22 protein-coding genes are annotated in these 22,784 nt (G+C 66.4%); 11 read left to right on the plus strand and 11 right to left on the minus strand.

Annotation, left to right across the window (positions count from 1 at the left end):
• Window positions 1-180: 180 nt before the first annotated feature.
• The 5 genes from HNP02_RS10945 to HNP02_RS10965 form a co-directional block, all read right to left on the minus strand.
• The gene (locus HNP02_RS10945; RefSeq protein WP_184438069.1) at window positions 181-1,161 is read right to left on the minus strand and encodes an alpha/beta hydrolase family protein; all 981 of its coding nucleotides are present in this window, start codon (window positions 1,159-1,161) and stop codon (window positions 181-183) included.
• A gap of 220 nt (window positions 1,162-1,381) precedes the next feature.
• The gene (locus HNP02_RS10950) at window positions 1,382-3,322 is read right to left on the minus strand and encodes a serine/threonine-protein kinase (RefSeq protein WP_375373657.1); all 1,941 of its coding nucleotides are present in this window, start codon (window positions 3,320-3,322) and stop codon (window positions 1,382-1,384) included.
• Between the two features lie 44 nt (window positions 3,323-3,366).
• On the minus strand, window positions 3,367-5,247 hold the full coding sequence (locus HNP02_RS10955; protein WP_184438073.1) for a protein kinase: 1,881 nt from the start codon (window positions 5,245-5,247) through the stop codon (window positions 3,367-3,369).
• A gap of 53 nt (window positions 5,248-5,300) precedes the next feature.
• Window positions 5,301-6,740: an amidase gene (locus tag HNP02_RS10960; RefSeq protein WP_184438075.1), complete on the minus strand. Its 1,440-nt coding sequence runs from the start codon at window positions 6,738-6,740 to the stop codon at window positions 5,301-5,303.
• A gap of 197 nt (window positions 6,741-6,937) precedes the next feature.
• Window positions 6,938-7,810: an SDR family NAD(P)-dependent oxidoreductase gene (locus HNP02_RS10965; RefSeq protein ID WP_184438077.1), complete on the minus strand. Its 873-nt coding sequence runs from the start codon at window positions 7,808-7,810 to the stop codon at window positions 6,938-6,940.
• A gap of 95 nt (window positions 7,811-7,905) precedes the next feature.
• Here HNP02_RS10965 and HNP02_RS10970 point away from each other — a divergent pair, with 95 nt between their 5' ends.
• Window positions 7,906-8,469, plus strand: a complete 564-nt coding sequence (locus HNP02_RS10970; protein ID WP_184438079.1) for a TetR family transcriptional regulator — start codon at window positions 7,906-7,908, stop codon at window positions 8,467-8,469.
• A gap of 82 nt (window positions 8,470-8,551) precedes the next feature.
• Here HNP02_RS10970 and HNP02_RS10975 read toward each other — a convergent pair whose 3' ends face one another.
• From HNP02_RS10975 to HNP02_RS10985, 3 genes are read right to left on the minus strand one after another with little or no spacing between them, the layout of a single operon-like run.
• Complete coding sequence (locus tag HNP02_RS10975; protein ID WP_184438081.1) at window positions 8,552-9,247, minus strand: hypothetical protein; 696 nt, start codon at window positions 9,245-9,247, stop codon at window positions 8,552-8,554.
• Window positions 9,248-9,299: 52 nt separating this feature from the next.
• Window positions 9,300-9,980, minus strand: a complete 681-nt coding sequence (locus HNP02_RS10980; protein WP_184438083.1) for an MspA family porin — start codon at window positions 9,978-9,980, stop codon at window positions 9,300-9,302.
• Between the two features lie 29 nt (window positions 9,981-10,009).
• Window positions 10,010-10,690: an MspA family porin gene (locus HNP02_RS10985; RefSeq protein WP_184438085.1), complete on the minus strand. Its 681-nt coding sequence runs from the start codon at window positions 10,688-10,690 to the stop codon at window positions 10,010-10,012.
• 358 nt (window positions 10,691-11,048) lie between these two features.
• On the opposite strand from HNP02_RS10985, the gene HNP02_RS10990 reads away from it, so the two are divergent.
• From HNP02_RS10990 to HNP02_RS11010, 5 genes are all read left to right on the plus strand, one after another.
• Entirely contained in the window at window positions 11,049-11,573 is a 525-nt protein-coding gene (locus tag HNP02_RS10990; protein ID WP_255506425.1) for a hypothetical protein, read from the plus strand.
• 13 nt (window positions 11,574-11,586) lie between these two features.
• A complete protein-coding gene (locus HNP02_RS10995; protein WP_309241507.1) occupies window positions 11,587-12,270 on the plus strand; it encodes a sensor domain-containing protein in 684 nt (227 codons plus the stop codon).
• 90 nt (window positions 12,271-12,360) lie between these two features.
• Window positions 12,361-12,927, plus strand: coding sequence for a TetR/AcrR family transcriptional regulator (locus HNP02_RS11000; RefSeq protein WP_184438087.1), 567 nt, complete (start codon window positions 12,361-12,363; stop codon window positions 12,925-12,927).
• A gap of 18 nt (window positions 12,928-12,945) precedes the next feature.
• Window positions 12,946-13,560, plus strand: a complete 615-nt coding sequence (locus tag HNP02_RS11005; protein ID WP_184438089.1) for a TetR/AcrR family transcriptional regulator — start codon at window positions 12,946-12,948, stop codon at window positions 13,558-13,560.
• A 122-nt stretch (window positions 13,561-13,682) separates the two neighbouring features.
• A complete protein-coding gene (locus HNP02_RS11010; protein ID WP_184438091.1) occupies window positions 13,683-15,272 on the plus strand; it encodes an NAD(P)/FAD-dependent oxidoreductase in 1,590 nt (529 codons plus the stop codon).
• A gap of 84 nt (window positions 15,273-15,356) precedes the next feature.
• Here the strand turns inward: HNP02_RS11010 and HNP02_RS11015 are convergent, their stop codons facing one another.
• The 3 genes from HNP02_RS11015 to HNP02_RS11025 are packed head-to-tail and all read right to left on the minus strand — an operon-like array spanning window position 15,357 to window position 16,798.
• Window positions 15,357-15,500, minus strand: coding sequence for a hypothetical protein (locus HNP02_RS11015; protein WP_184438093.1), 144 nt, complete (start codon window positions 15,498-15,500; stop codon window positions 15,357-15,359).
• Entirely contained in the window at window positions 15,497-16,438 is a 942-nt protein-coding gene (locus HNP02_RS11020; protein WP_184438095.1) for a cation diffusion facilitator family transporter, read from the minus strand. The genes HNP02_RS11015 and HNP02_RS11020 overlap by 4 nt, the downstream gene beginning before the upstream one ends.
• A 6-nt stretch (window positions 16,439-16,444) precedes the next feature.
• Window positions 16,445-16,798 (minus strand): UBP-type zinc finger domain-containing protein, encoded by a 354-nt coding sequence (locus HNP02_RS11025; protein WP_184438097.1) that lies wholly within the window; start codon window positions 16,796-16,798, stop codon window positions 16,445-16,447.
• A gap of 138 nt (window positions 16,799-16,936) precedes the next feature.
• Between HNP02_RS11025 and HNP02_RS11030 the strand changes: the two genes are divergently transcribed.
• The 5 genes from HNP02_RS11030 to HNP02_RS11050 all read left to right on the plus strand — a co-directional run bounded on the left by HNP02_RS11030 (window position 16,937) and on the right by HNP02_RS11050 (window position 22,769).
• Window positions 16,937-18,631 carry a class I SAM-dependent methyltransferase gene (locus tag HNP02_RS11030; RefSeq protein ID WP_184438099.1) on the plus strand — a complete coding sequence of 565 codons (1,695 nt, stop codon included), beginning with the start codon at window positions 16,937-16,939 and terminating at the stop codon, window positions 18,629-18,631.
• 122 nt (window positions 18,632-18,753) lie between these two features.
• The gene (locus HNP02_RS11035; protein ID WP_184438101.1) at window positions 18,754-19,518 is read left to right on the plus strand and encodes an ABC transporter permease; all 765 of its coding nucleotides are present in this window, start codon (window positions 18,754-18,756) and stop codon (window positions 19,516-19,518) included.
• Window positions 19,515-20,363: an ABC transporter permease gene (locus HNP02_RS11040; RefSeq protein WP_309241508.1), complete on the plus strand. Its 849-nt coding sequence runs from the start codon at window positions 19,515-19,517 to the stop codon at window positions 20,361-20,363. The genes HNP02_RS11035 and HNP02_RS11040 overlap by 4 nt, the downstream gene beginning before the upstream one ends.
• Window positions 20,364-20,367: 4 nt before the next feature.
• On the plus strand, window positions 20,368-21,744 hold the full coding sequence (locus tag HNP02_RS11045; RefSeq protein WP_184438103.1) for an MCE family protein: 1,377 nt from the start codon (window positions 20,368-20,370) through the stop codon (window positions 21,742-21,744).
• Window positions 21,741-22,769: an MCE family protein gene (locus HNP02_RS11050; protein WP_184438105.1), complete on the plus strand. Its 1,029-nt coding sequence runs from the start codon at window positions 21,741-21,743 to the stop codon at window positions 22,767-22,769. The genes HNP02_RS11045 and HNP02_RS11050 overlap by 4 nt, the downstream gene beginning before the upstream one ends.
• Window positions 22,770-22,784 lie beyond the last annotated feature (15 nt).

Below are 22,784 nucleotides of genomic sequence, written 5' to 3' on the forward strand. Positions count from 1 at the left end.
CGTGCTGTAGGCCCTTGGTGGCCGGTCACGAAAAGATTGCAGCGAACCGCTTGGCGGATTCTTGGCGGCGCTTGGCAGCCGTTTTGGCCGTCGACGAAGCGCGTTGTTTCCGCAGCTCAAAGATGCCGAAGAAGGGCGTCTCCGATTATCCGACCCTCGGCCGGGCGATGACGGGAAGGACTAGACCCCGAGTGCTGGCCCGATGGTGGCGTTCCAGGAATCCTGCATCTCCGACTCGAACAGGCCCCACGAGTGGGAACCCTGCGGTCGGACGACGTACTTGATCGGCACCCCGGCAGCCGCCGCGGCGTCCGCGAACTGCCTGGTGCTGTCGTTGACGATGCCCTCGATGAATCCGCCGGCGAAGTTGTTGGTGCCGGGGGGCAGCTTGTCGACGTCGCCCTGGCCGCCGCCCGAAGCGGTGACGAAGACGGCGGTGCCCTTGAGCCTCGCGACGTTCACCGTCGGATCGTGCGCCACCCACAACGGGCCGCCCTGCGGTCCCCACATGTCGTCGGCATTTGCGCCGCCGCCAGTGAGCGTCAGCGCGATGTTCTGGGCACCCGTCGACGGGGTCAGGAATCCGCTGTAGGAGCCGACGGCCCGGTAAAGTCCCGGCGCCTGGATGGCGTAGTCGACGGCGGTGCCGCCGGTGCTCGACAAGCCGGCAACCGCGTTGCGGCCGTTGGTCTTGTACTGCGCGTTGATCAGCGGGGGCAGCTCCTGCGTCATGTAGGTCTGGTACTGCTTGCTGCCGTCGTTGACCCAGTTGGTGTACCAGCTGAAGGCCCCACCGAGGGGTGAGACGACGTTGACGTTCTTGTTGCCGAAGAAGCCCTGCAGGTCGGTGAATCCGAACCAGCTCTTGCTGCCGGGCGCGAAGTTTCCACCCGGGTCGAGGTTGTCGCCGCCGTCGATGCCGGGCATCAGATAGAACGTGGGCGCACCCGACCTTGGGGCCTTGAAGACGTCGTTGACGATGACCTTGTTCATCGACGGCGAGAACACCGAGACCTTGTCCCAGCGGTCGGTGACGTGTTCGATGCCGGTGATACTTGCGCCCCCTGGCGGGTCGGCGGCTGCGACCGGAATCGAGAGCAGTGGAACTACCGAGATCATCGCTACGGCAAGGACGCGGAGACGACGCACCAGTCGGGTCACCGGCTGATTATGCGGTCCAGGTCACATCTCGGCAACTTTCGTGGCATACCGGATCGCGTGTGTCGTCCGAACCCGCAGTCCGGTCTCGGTTTGTGCTTGCGCTGCAACCGCTTACGTGCGAGCGCAACATTTGGACTCGCGCGCGGTACCACGTAATGGCATGCACGTCAGCCGAATAGAAGAATTGCCATCCGATTAGTAGGAGAAACGGTTAGCTGAGCTAATCGCCCGTGCGCGTGAACGTTTCGTCGAACTCCAAGTTGACCGCGCAGGTCCCGGTTTGCACCCACGTGCCGTGCCCGCTAAGGAACTGGATCGGATCTTGCGGTGGTTGGGGCAGCGGATACTGCGCGTCGGTCGTCAGATTCGACAGATCGCCGCTCGGGCAGGGACTTTGGGTTCGATCGGTAGACGTGAACTTCGCGCCGTCGAACAGGAGTGGGATGTCACCCGATGTGATGGAGAAGTAGCTCATGCACCGATCACCCGTACGCAGACACTCGGTCGTGACGCGCGAGTCCGCCTGCAGTACCGGAAGTCCCTTCATCGTGAAGGTCCGCGTGATGTGGTAATTGCCGCGTAGTGCTTCGGCGGGCGACACCACCCGTGGCGGGAGGTCGGCAGGATCGGGCAGCGTGTAGAAGTCGGCGTCGACGTCGACGTCTCCGGTGCGGGTGAACGTCACGGTTCGCGTCTCCGCGCAAAGGTCGGCGGTGGTCCTGGTGTGTTCGCCGGTGAGGGTGCCGTCGGGTCGGGGTTGCAGGCTGAACACCTGCCAGGTCTCGGTCTGTGCGCCCTTGCACTGGCCGGGGGCAACGACGACGGATAGCCATTGGTCGCCGACTTCGTCGAACACCATCGTCGATGCGAAGGCGGCGTCGCCCTTGAATTGCGATGCGGTCGCCACGCACCGGCCCGAGATGCACACCGAGCGCATGCCGTACGTGCCGGTCGACGGCGCCGTGCCGGGTCTCGGCGCGCCGTCCAGTCCGGTCGCCCGACCGAAGTCGGCGCGGTAGACACCGGTGAAGGGACCCGTGTTGGGTGGCGGGGCAGCGGTGCCTGGAGCGGCGTTGGCGGTGGTGGACGGCAGCTCGGTCGAGGTCGGATCGGCTGGCTGCGTGAGCTTTACCGTTGCGAAGACGCCACCGGCGATCAGCAGGACGACCGCGACCAGCGCGCCGATCAGGATGCCACGACGCTGGCTTGGAGGCTTCCCCGCCGGTGGCGGCGGGAGTGCACCGACGTGCGCTGGCGTGGTCGGCGCTTCGCTGCTGGATTGCCAGGGTTGGGTGTGGGCGGGATCGGGATCGATCGACGGCGGTGGCGCCGCGTGGATATGGTTGGCCTGCGGGGCGATTGCCTGTTGCGCAGCGGTGGCCAGGTCGATGGTGCTGGCGTAGCGGTCGCCGGGCTGTTTGGCGAGGCCGGTGGCGATCACGTGGTCCATCGCCACGGGGACCGTGTCGTGGTCGTGCGACGGTTTCGGCGGCGGAGTGACCATGTGCCCTACCGCGACTTGCTCGAGGGTGTCGCCGGGGAACGGCACCCTTCCGGTCAGGCACTGAAACAGCACGCATGCCAGCGCGTAGACATCCGAGCTTGGCCGAATCTCGCCCGCCTGGAAACGCTCGGGCGCCATGTAGGCCCACGTACCGATGGTGGTGTTGGCCGACGTCAACGCGGTGTCGCCGGTGGCGCGGGCGATGCCGAAGTCGATCAGGTACGCGAAGTCGTTGTCGGCCAACAGGATGTTGGACGGTTTGACGTCGCGGTGTACCAGCCCGGTCCGGTGGGCGCTGTGCAGTGCCGAGGCGATCTGCTCGATGACGTTCACCGCGCGTGCGGGTGGCATGGGGCCGTCGTTGAGCACGGTCTGCAGGTCCTGGCCTGCGATCAGCCGCATCGTGACGTAAAGCCGGCCGTCGATCTCGCCGACGTCGTAGATCGGCACGATGTGAGGGTCGTCGAGGCGTGCCGCAGCGCGCGCTTCGCGGCGAAAGCGCTTGTCGAACTCGGGGTCTTGGGCGTAGTGCGGCAGCAGCATCTTCAACGCCACCACGCGGTCGATCTGGGTGTCGTGTGCGCGCCACACCTCGCCCATGCCGCCGCGACCCAGCAGTTCGATCAGCTGGTAGCGGCCGAATGAGGTGCCCTCCACCGGTTCACGATAGCGATCAATCGCCGTGTCCGTGGGCGCGATCGTTAATCGCCGATGCGCGTGAATGTTTCGTTGAACTCGATGTTGCCTGCGCACGGTGCGGTCTGATCCTGGCGGCCGTTCCCGGTGAGAAGCGTGATCGGATTCTGCAGGGGTTGGGGCAGTGGATACCGTCCGGACTTCGTGACTTGCATCTGGCCGCCGCGACACGCATTGTCGCTCTCGGTGAACAGGTTCCAGTTGCCGTCGCGGAAGGTCAGCGGTTCCGCCTCGCCTGCTTGGCCATGGAAGAAACTGATGCACCGATCGCCGGTGCGCAGGCAGTTGGTGTCGACGCGGTAGACGGTCTGCTGCGTTTGGCCGACCGACCGGAAGGTTCGCGACTGCCGGTACTGGCCGCGTAGCGCTTCGGCAGGCGACACCACTCGCGGCGGCACGGTGACCGGGTCGGGCAGCGTCTCGACGTCGACGTCTCCGGTCCGAGTGAATGTCACGGTGCGTTTGGCCAGGCAGTCATTGCTCGTCGTCGCGGTGAATTCACCGGCGAGGGTGCCGTCGGGACGCGGTTGCAGCGTGAGCACCTCCCAGGATTCGGTGGCGGGATCGGTCTTGCATGGAACCGTGGAAAGACCGACCACGAACCACCGGTCGCCGATCTCGTCGAACACCATCGGCGCAGGCAACGCGGTCGTCCCGCTGAGGCGTGATGCGGTCGCCACGCACCCCGTCGGGCGGCACGCCGAGCGAACCGCATACGTGTCCGTTGGCTTCCCGGTATCGGGACCCGGCTCGTCGTTGAGCCCAGTGATCGGTCCGTAATTGGCTCGGTAGACGCCGGTGAAGGGGCCGGTGTTGGGTGTCGCGGTGGGCGCCACGGACGTTGGGGCCGGGGATGCGGCGGGGGCCGCCGGCTCGCTCTTCTGTGAGAGCTTCACGCCGGCGAAGACACCACCGGCGATCAGCAGTGCGACGCCAAGCACGGCGCCGATCAGGAGTCGGCGACGATTTCCGGCGGGCGGGGGCGAGGATCCGCTGAGGTGCGCCGGCACCGTCGGTGACTCGCCGCTGGACAGCCACGGCTGGGCGAATGCCGGGTCGGCGGGGATGCTCGTCGGCTCGGTGATGGCTTGTCGCGCCGCGGCGGCCATCTGCACGGGGCTCTGGTAGCGGTCGGTGGGTGCTTTCGCCAGTCCGGTGGCGATCACCTGGTCCATCGCGCCCGGGACGGTGTCGCGGTCCTTGGAGGGTTTGGGTGGCGGCATGACCATGTGGCTGACCGCGACCTGCTGGAGGGTATCGCCGGGGAAGGGCAGTTCGCCGGTGAGGCATTGGTAGAGCACGCACGTCAACGCGTAGATGTCCGAGCTGGGCTGAATCTCCCTGGTATTGAAGCGTTCCGGAGCCATGTAGGCCCACGTGCCGATGGTGGTGTTGGCCGACGTCAACGCGGAGTCACCGGTGGAGCGGGCGATGCCGAAATCGATCAGGTACGCGAAGTCGTTGTGTGCCAACAGAATGTTGGACGGTTTGACGTCGCGGTGCACCAGCCCGGCCTGATGCGCGCTGTGCAGCGCCGAGGCGATCTGCTCGATGACGTGCACTGCGCGCTGTGCGTCCAACGGCCCGGCGTCCAACAGGGTCTGCAGATCCACCCCGTCGATCAGCCGCATCGTGACGTACAGCCGGCCGTCGATCTCCCCGACGTCGTAGATCGGCACGACGTGCGGATCGTCCAGACGTGCGGCGGCGCGCGCCTCGCGGCGAAACCGCGTCTCGAACTCCGGGTCCTTGGCGTAGCGGGGTAGCAACACCTTCAACGCCACCACTCGATCGATCTCGGTGTCGTGGGCGCGCCACACCTCACCCATTCCGCCACGGCCCAGCAGTTCGATCAGCCGGTAGCGGCCAAATGGCGTCCCCTCCACCGGCTCACGATAAGCAGCGAGCCATTACTTCTGCGGGCAAACGCCCGTGACGCTCACATCCCCGGTGTGCGGTGTGCCCAGGGGTTCGCCTGCTCGAGCTGGCTGGCGATGCGAAGCAGGACGTCTTCGCGACCGTAGGCGGCAACGAGCTGCACACCGATCGGCAGGCCCTCGGCCGTCCACTCCAGCGGCAGGCTGATGGCCGGCTGGCCGCTGGTGTTGAACGGGGGAGTGAACGCCACGAATTGGCCGGCGCGCGCCATCGCCGCCATCGGGTTGTCGGGGTCGTTGACGATCGTGCCGAGCTTGAGGGGTAGCTCGGCGACAGTCGGCGTGAGCAAGAGATCCCAGCCGTCGTGCCACCACGACTGCAGCGCTCGTCGGTACTGGGTGACCTCCGACAGTGCGAGTGCGTAGTCGACGGAGGTGACGTTGGTGGCGAAGTCGGCCTGGATCCGGTTCATCGGCTCGAACTCGCGATCCGCCAACGGGCGGCCCAACTGATCCTCGAAGCGGCGCAGTGCCAGCCCCATGTTGGTGCTCCACAGCGCCATGAACTTCGCGCTGAAGGCCTTGTCCTCCAACGCCGTCGGCCAAGCCGGCTCGACGTGGTGGCCCAACGATTCGAGAAGCCGGCCGACGGCACGCGTCGCGTCCGCGACTTCGGCGTCGATCGGCCCGTCCTGTGGATGGTGATCGAGGATGCCGATCCGCAGCCGGCCCGGGTCGGCGCCGAGCTCGTCGACGTACGGACGTGTGGGCGGTGCCGCGATCACGGTGTCGCCGACGCCTGGCCCACGCGTCGCGTCGAGTAACGCGGCCGAATCACGAACCGTGCGGCTGACGCAATGCTCGACCCCGAGCCCGGTCTCGTCGCGCACCGGACCGACGGTGATGCGGCCCTGGCTCGGCTTGAGCCCGACCAGTCCGCAGCACGACGCGGGGATGCGAATCGATCCACCGCCGTCACTGGCGTGGGCGAACGGCACCATCCCCGAGGCGACCGCGGCTGCCGCACCACCGCTCGATCCACCGGGGGAGCGCGTCGTGTCCCACGGGTTGTGGGTCGCGCCCCACGCGATCGGCTCGGTGGTCGGGACGCTGCCGAGCTCGGGACTGTTGGTGCGCCCGGCGATCACCAGCCCGGCCGCGCGATGGCGGCTGACGAGGGTCGTGTCGGCGTCGGCGATGAACCCTGCTTCCTTGAACGCGACGTTGCCGTTGCTGATCCGCTGCCCTGCGTACGAGGCGTACAGATCCTTGATCAGGAACGGCACGCCGCGGAACGGACCGTTGGGCAGGTCGGCGCTCGCGGCGGTCTCGCGGGCGTGATCGAACCAGCGGATCACGACTGCGTTGATGGCCGGGTCGTACCGTTCGATGCGCTCGACCGCCGCCTCCAGCAGCTCGCCGGGCGACACCTCGCCCGACGCAACGAGGGCCGCCTGGTCGGTCGCGTCCATCCAACGGGTCTGGTCGGCAAGTGTGCTCACTCGACCTGTCTAGCACGACTCGCACTGCGCGCCGGAAGGCCAGGCAACGCCGTGAGCCAAAGCGCCCAATCCCCCTGGCCTCCAGTCGACTCTGCACCGACGGCGCGCGCGACTCGCGGTTCCGCGCCCTCCGCGCAGAGTCGACGACCGAGGGCCGCCCCCGGTGATCCGGGTGGTGCCAACGGTGATCGACGTGGTCACGATGCGCCCTGGCCAAGCGGGTCCAACTGCGCCTCGGTGGCATCGTCGTGGTCGGTGGAGATGCTGAGCTCGCGCCATGACTGGTCTGACTCGGCGAGTGCTCGTCCCGCCGCGGTGCCGTAGCGGAAGGCGTCGCTGCCGAGCAGCAGTCGCAGCGGCGGCTCCGCCATCGCGGCGACGTCGAGGACGACTCGGGCCACCTTGGCCGGGTCGCTCGCCTCGGTGGTGAGGCCGTCCCTGATCATCCGGGCGCGTTCGCCGACGGTCGGCTCGTATGGCGCGCTGACTGCCGGGATCGCCATCGAGCTGCCGGCCCAATCCGTCCGCATGCCACCGGGTTCGAGGACGGTCACCTTGATCCCGAGCGGCGCGACTTCCTGGCTGAGCACGCTGGAGAAGCCGCCGACCGCCCACTTGGCCGACTGGTAGGCGCCGAGGCCGACGCTGGCCATGCGTCCACCCACCGACGAGACCTGGATGATGTGGCCGGAGCCTTGTGCGCGCAGCTGCGGCAGCGCCGCCTTGGTGACGGTGACGACCCCGAAGAGGTTGGTCTCGATCTGCGCGCGGAAGTCGTCGAGGCTGACGTCCTCGATCGCGGCGAGATCGGCGTACCCGGCGTTGTTCACCACGACGTCGAGCCGGCCGAACGCGTCGACCGCGGTGCGGACCGCGGCGGCGGCCGCTAAGGGATCGGTGACGTCGAGCGCGACGGCGCGCACCTGATCGCCGTACGTGTCGACGAGGTGGGCGAGTTGCTCGGCCTTCCGTGCGGTCGCCACCACGTGGTGTCCCGCCGCCAACGCCGCTTCGACGATCTCCCTGCCGAGCCCGCGGGAGCTGCCGGTGACGAGAAATACCTGGGTCATGTCGCTTCCTCCAATAGTCAACTGAACGGTTAGTTGCATTGAACGCTCAGCGTGGCGCGTTGTCAACTAGACGGTTAGTTGACTAGAGTGCGTTCATGGTCAGAGACGCGGACGCGACCCGCAGGCGCCTGCTCGACGCCGCCGCCGAGGAGTTCGCGGCGTTCGGCATCGCCGGTGCACGCGTCGACCGGATCGCCGTCGCGGCGGCGTCGAACAAGGCGCAGATCTATCACTACTTCGGCAACAAGGACGGCTTGTTCGAAGCGGTGTTCCACGACCTCGTCGTGACGACGCTTCGCGACAGCCCAATCGACGCCACCGATCTACCGGAGTACGCCGGACGGTTGTTCGACGGCTACGTGGCGCGCCCGCACGTGCAGCGGCTCGCCACGTGGTACCGGCTCGAGCGCGCGGGAACGCAGGATCCGATCGACATCATCGCCGAGTCGAACGCCGCGAAGGTGGATGCCATCGCGAAGGCTCAGGCCGACGGGGCGCTGACGGACCGATGGTCGGCGGTCGATCTACTCGGGTTGGTGCTGCAGATCTCCGGGTTGTGGTCGGGGATGACGCCGGAGTACGCCGCATTGGTCGCCGACGAGAACCATGCGCACCGGCGCGCAGTCATCGTCGAAGCGGTCCGGGCGCTGCTGGTGTAGTGAGACCGGTTGGCCCCCAAAAGATTTCGCGCCCACCGGCGTTGGCCGGTGGGCGCGAGAGGTCAATCGGTGGAGAGTCGAATCACCCGGGCGGCGGAGGCACGGGTAGAACGACGCCAGGAGGCGGAGGTACGGCGCCAGGAGGCGCAGCGTCCGCAGGGTCCGGCAGGAACTCGCCGAGCCCCGACGGAATGTTGGTTCCCGGCGGTGGCGCGGTGCCCGGAAGCGGTTCGCCGAGTTGGTCCTTCGGAACCTGGCCCAGCAGTCCACCCTTCAGGTCACCGGCGCGGTACAGGTCGATGTACCGGCCGAGCCACTCCCTACGGGATACGTCCGCATTCTCCTGGCCGGGAGCCACGTCGAACTGCGTGCCCTTGCCGGGCGCAGCCGGCACGTCGTTGATGGCCCCGGCGCCGTAGGCGTTGTTGAACACGTTCAGGTTCGGAGGTGCCCCCACCGCCCCAGGCAGCGACGGTGCTGCGGTCTGGGCAAGAACGCTCGTCCCATCGATGCCATAGACCGGTGGAGCCCCGAGGTTCCCTGGGCCTGCAGAAGGAACGTTGTTCTGGGCCAGCACGTCGAACCCGGCCGGGCCCACCGGTGCGCCGATTATCGGAATCGTCGGGCCGGGAGGTGGTGGAGGTGGTGCGGGATCCCCGGGAACCGGCAGCGGATCGGGCGGTCCGTCGTCGGCGACGGCGGTCGCCGGGAAGGCGACCGCCGCTCCGACGGCGAGCACGCCGAATGCTGCGGCCGCGATGCGATTTCGGTCAATCATGGCCAACTGCCCTGCTTTCGGTGTGGATGCCCGGGGTGCTCTGCGAATGACGTCAGACGGACTTGGTCACCCCGTAGTAGGCGACGATGTCGTCGGTGTCCGTCGTCGAGCTCGTCAGCGTTGCGTACGACCGAATGAACGACTGACCGACGCAACCGTCGACCTTGATGTGCGTGTCCTTGAGGGTGACGCGAACCGGGGCGGCCTTGAACGTCTTCTTGTCGACCGTCACCGTCGACACCGTTCCCGGCTTCGGGTGGATCTCGATGGTGCCGGACAGCGGGAACGACAGCGCCGGTGCGAAGACGGGGCCCGTCGCCGGGAAGCTAAGGCCACCCACCGAGACGCCGGCCTGGCCGATCAGACGAACCTGCCCGAGCTCGATACCGCAGCCGATCTGGTACCCGGCTTCCAACGTTCCGCCGCTCAGCGACGTCTTTCCCCCGCCGGTGACGGTGCCGGTGAAGGTGCCGCCCACCAGGTACTCGCGCGACGAGACGGCGGTGGTCAGCGGGGCAACGGGCAACTGGGTCTCGTCCTTTGCGACGACGGTCAGCGTCCACCCGTCGGGGCTCGTCACGATGCCTGGGTCGGCGGACGGGACGACGCCGTTGTCGGGCGGCGGCCCGGGGTCGGCGGCCGGATCGATCGGCGGGTCCGCTGACGCGAGGGGCGAGGTGGCGGCGAAGGTGAGGGCCATGCAAGCGGCTGCCACTGCGGCGAAGCGATTCATTGTGTTCTCTCGTTCGAGGTCGGCTGGGGTTAGACGGACTTGGTGACGCCGAGGTAGGTGATGACGTCGTCGGTGTTGTCGGTCGAGGCGGTCAGCGTCGCGTACGAGCGGATGAACGACTGGCCGGCGCACTGGTCGGTCTTGACGCGGACACCGGTGATGGTGACGCGCGTTGTGGTGCCCTTGAACGACTTCTTGTCGATCGCGACGGTGGTCACGGTGCCGGGCTTCAGGTAGACCTTGCCCTGCAGGCTGATGCCTGCGGAGACGCTGGGAAGGCCGATCGCGCTGAGGCCCGGAGTGATGTTCGCACCGGGGTTGATCTCCGTCTCGTCGGAGATGATGCCGCAGCCGATCTGCTCACCGGCCTCAAGCGATCCACCGGTCAGCTTGGTCTTGCCGCCGCCGGTGATCTTGCCGGTGAAGGTGCCAGCGATCAGGTACTCACGCGACGAGATCGCGGTGGTCAACGGTGCGACCGGCAGCTGAGTCTCGTTGGCACCGCTAACCTCGAGGTGCCACCCGTCCGGGGTGTCCAGAACGCCGGGAGGGGCCGACGGAACGGCACCCTCGGGCGGCAGCGGATTGGTGGCGTTCACCGGCTGGACGGCGGGATCCGGCGGCGGAGGCGGGTCGGCCAGTGCGAGGGGCGCGACTCCGACGGGTAGCGCGATGCAGACAGTTGCCAACATGGCTAAACGGTTCAACATGGTGTTAAGAGCGCCTCTCGTGGGTCGGAATCCGAGTGGATCCAACGAATCTGTCGCGTCGGAGCATCTAATGGTGGGGTTGCCAAACGATGAACGGCCGCCGAACAATTCGCGCCCCACTCCCATCGAATGAGCGTCTGGGAAGGGCGTTCTCAGTCAGTTCACATCGAGGCCCAATCGCGATGAAAGCCAATGGATGGCCACTGGAGGTCAGTCGTTGGTGGTGTGTTCATGATTTGGACATGTGACCAACCGACCGTGGGTGGCTGTACCGCCTTCGAGACCAGACGGGGCTTGTCGACGTGGGTGCACCGGATACAGGCAAACCCTTGCGAAACCGACTACCACGGAGGAAATCTTGACTTCATTCCGCACATGCCTGCGAGCATCTGTCCCAACGATGATCGCGCTCGGCATTGGGTTCTCGGTCCTGCCAACGGCGTGGGCCGACGACGATGCCGCCGACCCTGGTCCGGTTCAGGTAGCCGTGGCCCCGGTGCAATCGGATGACGCGGGTGCGCCGGCGGTGGCGGCGTGCCAGGCATTCGGCCAGGTGCTCGATGGTGCCTCGAACTATTACGGCAGCTTCGCCGACTCCTTCGAGGGCTCCGACTACTCGGACCCGGCAGTGCAGAGCAGCAACGAAGTCGGCCGTACCGCGTTGCGCCAGGCCGCCGGCACCGCGATGGACGCGTCGAACGTCCCGGGATTGCAGCCCGAGATCGCGAGTCCGATGCGGAGTTGGTCCATGGGGGCGACGGCGCTGCTCGTCAAGATGGGATTGCGTATCCCCGGCGACAGCCTGAACAACACCGCGACCTCGATGAACAACAACGCCGAACAGGTTCAGGAGGCGTGCGCGGCGGCAGGTACGCACGCCTAGACCCGGGTACCCCGTGAAGCTGCGTGTCATTGGCGTGCTCGTGCTCTGTCTGGCGTTGGTCGGATGTGGGGGAGGAGCGGCCACCGGGGCATCGGAATCGCCGAAGGCCGTTCCGGACTCCGCGCTCGACGGGCTGTTGCTCACTGCCGGGGAGATCAACGCCATCATGGGGACGACGGCGATGAACCCGCATCCGGTGGTCACCGCGATGAGCGATCACCGCAACCTCCTCCCCAATCTCAATTGCCTGGGCGTGTGGCAGGTCAACGAGGGCCCGGTCTACGACCCGACCCACTGGAAGTCGATGCGCCAACAGTTGTTTCGGCAACCGGACTCCGACAAGTGGGACTCTCTCGTCGTGCAGTCCGTCGTCTCCTACCGGACGGCCGACGGGGCGCGGGATTTCTTCACGCAGTCGGTCGACCGATGGTCGAAGTGCACCAATCACCACGTGAACATCAGGCTCAACGACCAGCCCCTGCCTGCGTGGCTGAGCGGCGACCTGACCAAAACCGACACCGAGTTGTCGATGCCGTTCACGCGGGGCAGTGGTGAGCAGACGCGGTCGTGCCAACGGTTTCTCGGGGTCGTCGCCAACCTGATCCTCGACGTTCAGGCGTGCAAGCCGCAGCAGCCGGCGACCCTGACGGAGGCCGCCCAGGTCGCCGACAAGATGGAGTCGAAACTCCCCAGATAGCGCTCGGCACCTCGTCGGCAAAGTCGCGGACCCGGTCGATCCGCCATTGGCGGGTGGACGCACGCGCGGCCCCGGTACGATCCCAACCCAGTGAACGCAAGCTTCCGGCAACGTCTGTTCGACGCCCTCGAGGAGTCGATCGCCGAGGACGGCTATCCGAAGACGACGATCGCCGACGTCGTCCGGCGCGCCAGGACCTCGCGCCGAACCTTCTACGAGCACTTCACCAGCAAGGACGAATGCTTCGTCGCGTTGTTGGCCGAAGCGAACGCCGAGCAGATCAGACGGATCACCGCCGCCGTCGACCCTGCCGCGCCGTGGGACGTTCAGGCGCGGCAGGCCATCGAGGCATGGATCGCGTCCGTCGAATCCCGTCCGGCCCTGATGCTCAGCTGGATTCGCGACGTTCCAGCGCTCGCCAATACGGCCCGCCGGCTGCAGCGCGACGCGATGGACAACTTCATCACGATGGTGCAGGCGCTGACCGACTCGGAGGGGTTCCGCGCCGCGGCGCCGGTGTCGCGGCAGCGGATCATCATGCTGCTCGGCGGGCTTCGCGAGCTGACCGCGATCACCGTCGAGGACGGCGGGCGGATGAGCGACGTCACCGAGGAAGCGGTAGCAGCCGCCATCGCCCTCATCGATCCGCGGCACTGAGTCAGGTACCTTACCCAGATGGTCCGACCTGCGCAGACAGCGCGCAGCGAGCGAACTCGTGAGGCGTTGCGCAAAGCGGCGTTGGTGCGGTTCCTCGCGCAAGGTGTCGACGACACGTCGGCCGACCAGATCGCCGCCGACGCCGGGGTGTCGCTGCGCACGTTCTACCGGCACTTCGCGTCCAAGCAGGATCTGCTATTCGCCGACTACGACGCGGGGGTGGAGTGGTTCCGCGCCGCGCTGGCCAACCAGTCTGGCGAGGAATCGTTGATCGAGTCCGTGCACGCGGCGGTGATGTCGGCGCCCTACGACGTCGACGCCGTCTCGAGGATCGCCGAATTGCGTGCCCAGGAACTCGATCCCGGCCGGATCGTGCGACACATCAGGCAGGTCGAGGCGGACTTCGCCGAGGCGGTCGAGGAGTTCCTGACCCGCGACGAGCCCCCGGCGCCTGGCACCGACGAGCGGTTGCGGATCACCGTGACGGCGCGGTGCATCGCCGCGGCGGTGTTCGGGGCGATGGAGGTGTGGATGCTCGATCCCAACCGGTCGCTGCCCGAGCTCGCGCGTTTGTGCCGCATGGCGCTGGAGTCCCTGCAGTCGGGAATCGTCGACCCGCGGCTCCGGGCGTGAATCCGGCGACGGGTCGCTGGCGTGTCGCGTCGTCAGATTCACACACGCCGACGCACTGATGGTGCACTGACGGATGTTTTGTCATTATTGACAAAACATGGGGTGAGTGCCAGCCTCAGTTCATGACGGACCCCATTTCCTCCTCGCGTGCGGAGGCCTTCGACGCGATTGTCATCGGTGCGGGCCACAACGGACTGACCGCGGCCACCCTGCTTCAGCGCGCCGGACTGCGCACGCTGTGCCTGGAGTCCAAGCTCTACGCGGGCGGGATGGCCTCGACGGTGGAGCTGTTCGACGGCTTCAAGTTCGAGATCGCCGGCTCGGTGCAGATTCCGACGTCGGCGGTGGTGAGCCGCGCACTCGGCCTCGACGAACTGCCCACGGTCGACCTCGACGTGATGTCGGTGTCACTGCGCGGCGTCGGCGACGAACCCCTCGTCTACTACACCGACCCGATGAAGCTGATGACGCACATCAACGAGGTGCACGGAGCCGAGGCCGTCAACGGGATGATGGGTCTGATGGCCTGGTGTCAGGCGCCGACCCGGGCGCTCGGTCGGTTCGACGCAGGCCAGCCGCCCAAGACTCTCGACGAGATGTATGCCTGCGCCACAAACGAATTCGAACGAACGACCATCACCGACCTGTTGTTCGGATCGGTCACCGACGTGCTTGACCGCTATCTGCCGGACAGGGAGAAGCACGGCGCGCTGCGGGGCATGCTGGCGCTATTGGCCGTCAACACGACCTACCGCGGGCCCGCGACTCCCGGCAGCGCCGCGGCGCTGGCCTACGGGTTCGCCGTCCCCGACGAGAACGCGCTGCTCGTCAAGAAGCTCAGGGGCGGCATCGGCGCGCTGACCTCCCACCTCTGCGAGGTGTTCACGTCGAACGGCGGCGAGCTGAGGCTGCGGTCCAAGGTGGAGGAGATCGAGGTCGTCGACGGCCGCGTCACCGGTGTCCGCCTGGATGACGGCACGACGATCACCGCGCCCGTCGTCATCTCGGGTGTCGCACCGGATCTCACGGTCAACACACTGTGTGCGCCGTCCGCGGTGCCCGACGACGTCCGCGAGCGGTTCTCGCGGATCGACCATCGCGGAAGCTACCTGCAGATGCACTTCGCCCTCGACGGCATACCGGAGTTCGCCGCACCGTATGAACTGCTCAATGATCCTGCCCTGCAGTCGAACATCGGTATCTTCAGCACTCCGGAGGAGCTGCAGCAGCAGTGGGAGGACTGCCGGCACGGTGTCGTGCCCGCGGACCCGTCAATCGCGCTGCAGATCCCGTCGGTCAACGACCCCGGCTTGGCGCCCCCCGGAAAGCATGCGGCGTCGGCGTTCTCGCTGTGGTTCCCGGTTGAGGAATCGCCAACGAGCTACGGCGACATGAAGGCGGAGATGGGGCAACGGGTCATCGACAAGTTGACCCGGCTGGCCCCCAATTTCGAGAGCCTGATTCTGAAGCACACGACCTTCACGCCCAAGCACATGGGCACCATGTTCGGTGCGCCAGGCGGCGACTACTGCCACGGGCTGATCCATCCGGACCAGATGGGGGTCAATCGCCCCGGCCCGAAGGGCTATGTCGACCAACCGATTCCGATCGATGGGCTCTACCTCGCGAGTGCGGGTTGCCACGGCGGGCCCGGCATCACGTTCATCCCGGGCTACAACGCTGCGCAGGAGGCGCTGGCCGACGCGCACTAGCGTCGCCACGCGCCGAGCGTGCGGTTGTTGTACGCAAACCTCGCGAAAGCCCGTCAGGAACCGTACGTTGGGCGGCTACTGCGACTAATCGCCGTCGTCCGCGGTGGCGCCGCCTTCGTCCGACCAGTCGGACTTGTCGTCGGCGCCCTTGGCAGGGTCGCTCTGCACGTCCTCGGCGCCGTCAGGGCCGGCGTCGGACTGGCTCGTCTTGGGGTCTGGGCTGGTCACAGCGCTGGTATACCCGGTTCGTCCGGTTCGGAAACCGTCAGCACGGCTTCGGCGACGTAGGGCTGCTCCTCGAGGCGATTCTCGAGCAGTCGCAGCGTCTTGGCGACCGACGACTCCACGCTATCGCCCACTAGGTCGACGCTGGCGATGACGAAAAGCCGCTTCGGTCCGATGAATTCGGCGCGAAGGAAGCGCACGGCGGCTACCTCGGGATAATCGGCCAGGCGGGCGACGAGCGCCTCGCGGATCCTCGGGGAACCCGGCTCACCGGTGAGGAACTGGCGGTTGCGGTCGATCAACACGACCGCCACGACGCCGAGCAGGATCCCGACCAGAATGGAACCGATGGCATCCCACAGCACCTCGCCGGTGAGCTGGTGCAGCAGGATGCCGAGGAATGCGATGGCGATGCCGATCAGTGCCGCGCTGTCCTCTGCGAACACCGCACGCACCGTCGGATCCGACGTCTGCAGCGCGTACTCCAAGAGGTCGGCATCGAATCTGTTTGCCTCGCGCCGGAGCTGGCGGACGGCCTGCATCAGGGACGCGCCTTCCAGGATGAATGCGACGGCCAGCACGAGGTAGGCCAGTCGGTAGTCCTCACCGCCCGCCGCGCCGTGCAGCAGTTCGGTGACGCCCCGCCAGATCGAGACCGCCGCACCGACGACGAACAGGCCGACGGCGGCGAGCAGCGACCACACGTAGACCTCGCGCCCATAGCCGAGCGGGCGCCGCTCGTCGGCGGCCCTGCCACCGCGCCGATTGGCGATGAGAAGGAAGATCTCGTTGCCGGTGTCAGCCCAGGAGTGTGCCGCCTCCGCGCTCATCGACGCGGAACCGGATACCGCAGCGGCCGCGGTCTTGGCCACGGCGATCGCCAGATTCGCGGCGAACGCGACCAGCACCGTGAACGTACTGTCGCCCCCCACCTTCACCACAGCGGCTCAATCGCTCCGATGCTGCAGCTGCGCCATCCAGTCGCCGGGCACGCGCTCGCGTGGACCGGGCACGCTCTGGTCGACGGGATGGTTTTGCGGTTCAGCGAGTTCGGGGCCGTCGTAGTACTCGTTGGTCTGGTAGTTCCAGAACCAGTCCTCGCCGGGCTCGAACGACCGGATGATCGGATGCCCGGTCGCACGCCAGTGCGCCGCGGCGTGCCTGGCCAGCGAGTCGTCGCAACACCCGACGTGCCCGCACGCCGCGCATCGCCGCAGGTGCACCCACCATCCGCTGACGTCATCACACTCGACGCAACCCGTACCACTCGGAGGCACCGCCGGGTCTATCGCATCGCTCATGAGCGTCGAGCCTACCGGCGGGGCTCCCGTTGAAAGGGCGGGATGTGCGCACAGGATCACGGGAAATGCACAGTTCGCGCCGATGTTGGTGCCAAGGACCCGCACGAATCGTGGGGCCGTGGTTGGAGGCATAACAGGGTGAGCGGCGACGACGGGGCCGAGGCCGCACTCGACAGGTTGCGCGCCTCGTATGACGAAGCACCCTACGAGTCATATGCCCATCCTCGATCAGCGCCAGGCCAATTGGCCTCCATCGCATGGATTTTCGGGCTCGACACGCCCGAGGTAGACAGTGCGCGAGTGCTCGAAATCGGTTGCGCGGCCGCAGGGAACTTGATCCCCTTCGCCGCGATGCATCCGCGAGCAAGTGCGGTGGGCATCGACCTGTCCCCGGTGCAGGTCGCCAAGGGACGCGAGCGGGTACGCGCACTCGGGCTCGACAATGTCGAACTGCTCGACGGGGACATCGCCCAAGTCGACCTGTCATCCCGCGGGCCGTTCGACTTCATCATCTGCCACGGCGTGTACAGCTGGGTGCCGGATGACGTGCAGGAGGCGATCCTGGCCGTCTGTAGCTCGCTCCTGGCCGACACGGGCGTCGCCTACATCAGCTACAACACGTATCCGGGGTGGAAGGCCAAGGAGATCGTGCGCGACGCCATGCTGCTGAGCGTCGACGACACGGCCAGTCCGCCAGAGAAGGTGGCTAGTGCGCGTCGCATGGTCGAGTTCCTCCACGACGTCGCTCAACCGGACAGCGTGCTGGCACGTGCCGTCGCCGATCATCGGGCGATGGCGTCGGTGAGCGGTGACTACTACCTACTGCACGAAGAGCTGGAGGCCTTCAACGCGCCGTGTTACTTCCGCGACTTCGTGCACCGCGCACGCGCCAATGGCCTGGAGTACCTCGCCGAGGCGCAGCCCGAGAACATGCTCGCCCGCAACTACGGACCGTTGGCCGTCGATCATCTGCGCCAGGTCGACGGCGGAGACCAAGTCCAAGTAGAACAACATCTGGACTTCATGGTGAACCGAAGCTACCGCCAAACGCTGTTGGTGAAGGTTGAACGGGCAGAGCAGATTTCGCGCACCGTCGATCGCAACCGCAACCGCCGCCTGCACGTCGCGGCTCGGTTGCACCCCGTCACCGGGCGGACGCTGCTGGATCACTCGAACCAACGGTATGGTGCCGACGGCGTGGCCGCGATCATCGCGTACGACCCAGCCGTCAAGGCGGCCATCGACGCGCTCAGTACCCGTTGGCCGTGGACGTGCTCATGGCACGAACTGCGCGCCGCCGTCCGTGCGCGGCTTGCTCGCGCCGACGTGGACGCACCGGCCGACTTGGACACCCGCATCGACGGCCTTCTCGAGGTTTTGATCACCCGAGGTCTGGCGCGATACCGACTCGATCCGGTGTTTCCCCGCCCCGCATCGACTCCGGTGCGGCTGGACGAGTCGGTCAGGCGAACGGCCGAGCTGACCCGTGACGACGGCGAGGCCTTCGTCTTCAATCACTGGCACGAGTCCGTGCCGTTGTCGCCGCTCGACCGCCACCTATTGCCTCTCTTGGACGGCGACCACGATCGCGACGCTCTACTCGACGCGATGGTGGATCTGGTCCGCCAGAACGTGATTAGGATCGATCGTGACGACGAAGAACTGCTCGACGTGGCCGAGGTCCGAGACATACTCGCCGGGGAGATCGACGCGATGCCCCGCCGACTCGTCGAGTTGAAACTCCTGCGCGTCGGCGAACGCGCGAACACGGTGACAGGCGGCGACATTCTCGGACTGGTACGGAACAGGCCCGCAAGCCTTTTAATCCACTAGATCTAATCAATGTGAGCGAAAGGCGGCGTGGGGGAGGGTACCTGCACGCTCCGTAATTGACGTGCGGATATACGGCAAGGCTCCATTTGACAGCTAATTTCGGTGCGCTTAACGTCCGCGAAGTGAACGCGTCAGCGCTGGCGAGGCCCCTGAACGCCATGGGAGATTTCTTCGTGCTCGCGGGCGAGGCCTTTGCGGCGATGTTTCGCCGGCCGTTTGCGTGGCGCGAGCTTCTGGATCAGATCTGGTTCGTCGCAAGGGTTTCGATCGTACCTACGATCGTGCTCTCGATTCCCTACACAGTCCTGATCGTCTTCACGCTGAACATCGTGCTGCTGGAGGTCGGCGCAGGCGACCTGTCCGGTGCTGGTGCCGCGCTGGCATCGGTCACGCAGGTGGGTCCCGTGGTGACCGCGATCGTCGTATCCGGCGCGGGCTCGACCGCGATGTGTGCTGACCTGGGCGCCAGGACGATTCGCGAGGAGATCGACGCGATGAAGGTCATCGGCGTCAACCCCGTCCAGGCACTCGTGGTGCCGCGGGTGATCGCCGCGACGTTCGTTGCGCTGATGCTGTATTCAGTAGTCGCGGTCGTCGGACTCCTTGGAAGCTTCTTCTTCGTGGTGTACGTCCAACACGTCACCCCTGGGTCGTTCGTCGCAGGAATGACGCTGCTGACTGGCCTGCCGCAGGTGATCGTCTCGTTAGTGAAGGCGCTGCTGTTCGGTCTGTCGGCCGGCATGATCGCCTGCTACAAGGGGCTTTCCGTCGGCGGCGGCCCGACAGCTGTCGGCAACGCCGTCAACGAAACCGTCGTGTTCGCCTTCATGGCACTGTTCCTGATCAACATTCTGGCCACGGCATTCGGTGTGAAGGTCGCCCCGTGAGTGCTCAAGTGGAGGACGCCCCGCACGGCGGTGAGACGCTGAACAAGGTGGTCGACGGGACCCGTCGGCTGGGGGAGCAGACGGCCTTCTACGGCAATGCGCTCGCGGCCACCCCCGACGCCATCCGACGCTACCCGGCCGAGGTGCTGCGGTTGATCGCAACGATGGGTCTTGGCACAGGGGCACTTGCCGTCATCGGCGGCACCATCGTCATCATCGGCTTCCTCACCCTGTCCACCGGCGCGCTGATCGCCGTGCAGGGCTACAACACCCTGTCCAACGTCGGCATCGAGGCCCTCACCGGTTTCCTCGGGGCGTTCCTCAACGTCCGCTTCATCGCGCCGGCGACCGCGGGCGTCGCACTCGCCGCGACCATCGGTGCCGGCGCGACCGCTCAGCTCGGCGCGATGCGCATCAACGAGGAGATCGACGCGCTCGAGGTGATGGGCATCCGCGCGGTCACGTACCTGGCCTCCACCCGCATCGTGGCTGGGGTCATCGCGGTCATCCCGATCTACACCGTCGCCGTGTTGATGTCGTTCCTCGCGACCCGGTTCGGCACGACGATCATCTACGGGCAGAGCCGCGGCGTTTACGACCACTACTTCTCGACGTTCCTGCAGCCGACCGACCTGTTGTGGTCCTTTGCGGAGGCGTTGGCCATGGCAGCCGCCGTGATGGCGGTGCACACCTATTACGGGTACACCGCGACCGGCGGTCCTGCCGGTGTCGGCGAGGCCGTGGGCCGCGCGGTGCGCACCTCCATTACCGCAGGGGTTTTCATTCTGCTGACCATCACGCTGTCCGTGTACGGGCAGTCCGGCAACTTCCACCTCTCGGGGTGACGGGATGGACAACTCAGCCAGGCGCGGGAAGATCGACCCGATCTGGTGGGCACCGGTGCTGCTTCTCGTCATCGTGGCACTGTCCACGATGACGGTCCTGTCGTTCTCGGGGACGCTGCGGGACAACGTTCCGCTCACGTTGGTTTCCGACAGGGCAGGCCTCGTCATGGAGAACGGCGCCAAGGTGAAGTTGCGCGGCGTCCAGATCGGCGAAGTCAGTTCCATCGGTAGCGATTCCAACCTGGCGTCCTTGCAGTTGAAGATCGACTCCGACCCGTTCCAGTACCTCCCGAGCAACACCGAGGCGGAGATCAAGTCCAGCACCGCATTCGGCGCCAAGTACGTCGATCTGATCGTGCCTCCCGACGCGAGTTCCGCACCGCTGAAGCCAGGCTCGGTGCTGCACTCCCGCAACGTGACCGTCGAGGTGAACACCGTCTTCGAGAACCTGCAGTCGGTCGTTCACTCGGTCGACCCGGCGAAGCTGAACTCGGTGCTCTCGGCGGTGGCCCAATCAGTGCGCGGCAAGGGCGATCGCATCGGTGAGGCGATCACCGGTGCGAACAACGTGCTGCTCGCCGTGAACCCGAGGATGCAGACGGTTCGGCAGGACTGGCAGTTGTTCGGCGAGACCGCCCAGGCGTATTCGGATGCGGCGCAGGACATCGTGTCGATCCTGGATTCGTTCACGGCCACCAGCGGGACGATCACCGCACACGCGAAGGCACTGGACGAGCTGCTCCTCTCCGCGGTCGGGTTCTCCCAATCGGGCATCGACACGATCGGCGGAAACCAGCCGAACCTGGTGCGCGCGTTGAACACCCTCGATCCGACGACCGCTCTGTTGAACAAGTATTCGCCGACCTACAAGTGCCTGTTCCAGGGCGCACAGTGGTTCCTGGAACACGGCGGCAGGGATGCGTTGGGCGGCAACGGAAAATCGGTGATCATGGATGCCGGGCTGCTGCTCGGCGATGATCCATATCGCTATCCCGACAACCTGCCGATCGTCAACGCCACGGGTGGGCCCGGTGGCAAGCCGAGTTGCGGTTCGCTACCCGATGTCAGCAAGAACTTCCCGGTCAAGTACCTGGTCACCGACACGGGATTCGGTACGGGCCTTGACGTTCGGCCCAATCCCGGCATCGGCTTCCCCGGCTGGTCCAACTACTTCCCGGTCACCAAGGGCGTGCCGGAACCGCCGAAGAACCGCTACCCGGGCGGCCCGGCACCGGGCCCGTGGCCGGCCTACCCCGGGGCACCGGCCTACGGTGCACCCGAGTACGCGCTGGACGGGACACCGCTCTACCCCGGCCTGCCACAGCTGCCGGGACCACCGCCGCCATCCGCACCGCCGGCAGCTAACGAGGGACAGCCATGAGAGGGAGAACCGTTCGGGTCGTGACGCGGGTCGCGTTGTTCACCGTCTTGTGCCTCGTCTCGACGTTCGTTCTGGTGACCGTGTTCGGGCAGTTCCGGTTCGACTCGCGCGTCTCCTTTCATGCGGTGTTCACGAACGTGTCTGGCCTCAAGGGCGGCAACTTCGTGCGCATCGCCGGCGTCGAGGTCGGCAAGGTCAAGGACATGACCTTGCACAAGGACGGGACGGTCACCGTCGACTTCGCCATCGACAAGGGACTGGTTCTCACCGATGGCACCAAAGCGGCCGTGCGCTACGAGAACCTCATCGGGGACCGCTATCTGTCCCTCGAAGAGGGGCCGGGCTCGGTGCGGAAACTACAACCGGGACAGACGATCCCGCTGGACCGGACGTCGCCCGCGCTCGACGTCGACGCTCTCATCGGCGGATTCCGACCGCTGTTTCGGGCGTTGGATCCCGACCAGGTGAACGCGCTGTCGGGCCAGCTGCTGAAGGTCTTTCAGGGCCAGGGCGGCACCATCGCGTCGGTGCTGTCGCAGACCTCGGCGCTGACTACGACGCTGGCCGGCCGCGATCAGCTCATCGGTCAGGTCATCACCAACCTGAACACCGTGCTGGGCACCTTCGCCACCCACGACGAACAGTTCTCGCAAGGTCTTGGCAATCTGTCCCAGCTCGTCAAGGAACTGGCCGACCGCAAGACCGACATCGCAACGGGGACGGCGTACATCAACGCAGCGGCGCGATCCATTGCCGACCTCCTGTCGGTCGCCCGCCAACCGATCAAGGAGGCCGTCGCGCAGACCGACCGATTCGCGGGCCAGATCGAAGCCGATCACCAATACGTCGACGATCTCGTCAGGACCCTTCCCGACGCGTACCAGGTGCTGGCCAGGAACGGCCTCTACGGCGACTACTTCGGCTTCTACCTCTGCGATGCGATCCTCAAGGTCAACGGAAAGGGCGGCCAGCCCGTGTTCGTCAAACTCGCCGGCCAAGACTCCGGACGGTGCACACCCAAATGACGCGAATCAAGCTGG

Source organism: Mycobacterium sp. AZCC_0083, assembly GCF_014202335.1.
Classification (GTDB): domain Bacteria; phylum Actinomycetota; class Actinomycetes; order Mycobacteriales; family Mycobacteriaceae; genus Mycobacterium.

Bases quoted from the DNA above. Each gene is read 5' to 3' on its own strand.
- HNP02_RS10975 (WP_184438081.1), bottom strand. From the start codon at position 9,247: ATGATTGACCGAAATCGCATCGCGGCCGCAGCATTCGGCGTGCTCGCC.
- HNP02_RS11010 (WP_184438091.1), top strand. From the start codon at position 13,683: ATGACGGACCCCATTTCCTCCTCGCGTGCGGAGGCCTTCGACGCGATT.
- HNP02_RS11050 (WP_184438105.1), top strand. From the start codon at position 21,741: ATGAGAGGGAGAACCGTTCGGGTCGTGACGCGGGTCGCGTTGTTCACC.
- HNP02_RS10970 (WP_184438079.1), top strand. From the start codon at position 7,906: ATGGTCAGAGACGCGGACGCGACCCGCAGGCGCCTGCTCGACGCCGCC.
- HNP02_RS10965 (WP_184438077.1), bottom strand. From the start codon at position 7,810: ATGACCCAGGTATTTCTCGTCACCGGCAGCTCCCGCGGGCTCGGCAGG.
- HNP02_RS11025 (WP_184438097.1), bottom strand. From the start codon at position 16,798: ATGAGCGATGCGATAGACCCGGCGGTGCCTCCGAGTGGTACGGGTTGC.
- HNP02_RS10980 (WP_184438083.1), bottom strand. From the start codon at position 9,980: ATGAATCGCTTCGCCGCAGTGGCAGCCGCTTGCATGGCCCTCACCTTC.
- HNP02_RS10985 (WP_184438085.1), bottom strand. From the start codon at position 10,690: ATGTTGAACCGTTTAGCCATGTTGGCAACTGTCTGCATCGCGCTACCC.
- HNP02_RS11005 (WP_184438089.1), top strand. From the start codon at position 12,946: ATGGTCCGACCTGCGCAGACAGCGCGCAGCGAGCGAACTCGTGAGGCG.
- HNP02_RS11045 (WP_184438103.1), top strand. From the start codon at position 20,368: ATGGACAACTCAGCCAGGCGCGGGAAGATCGACCCGATCTGGTGGGCA.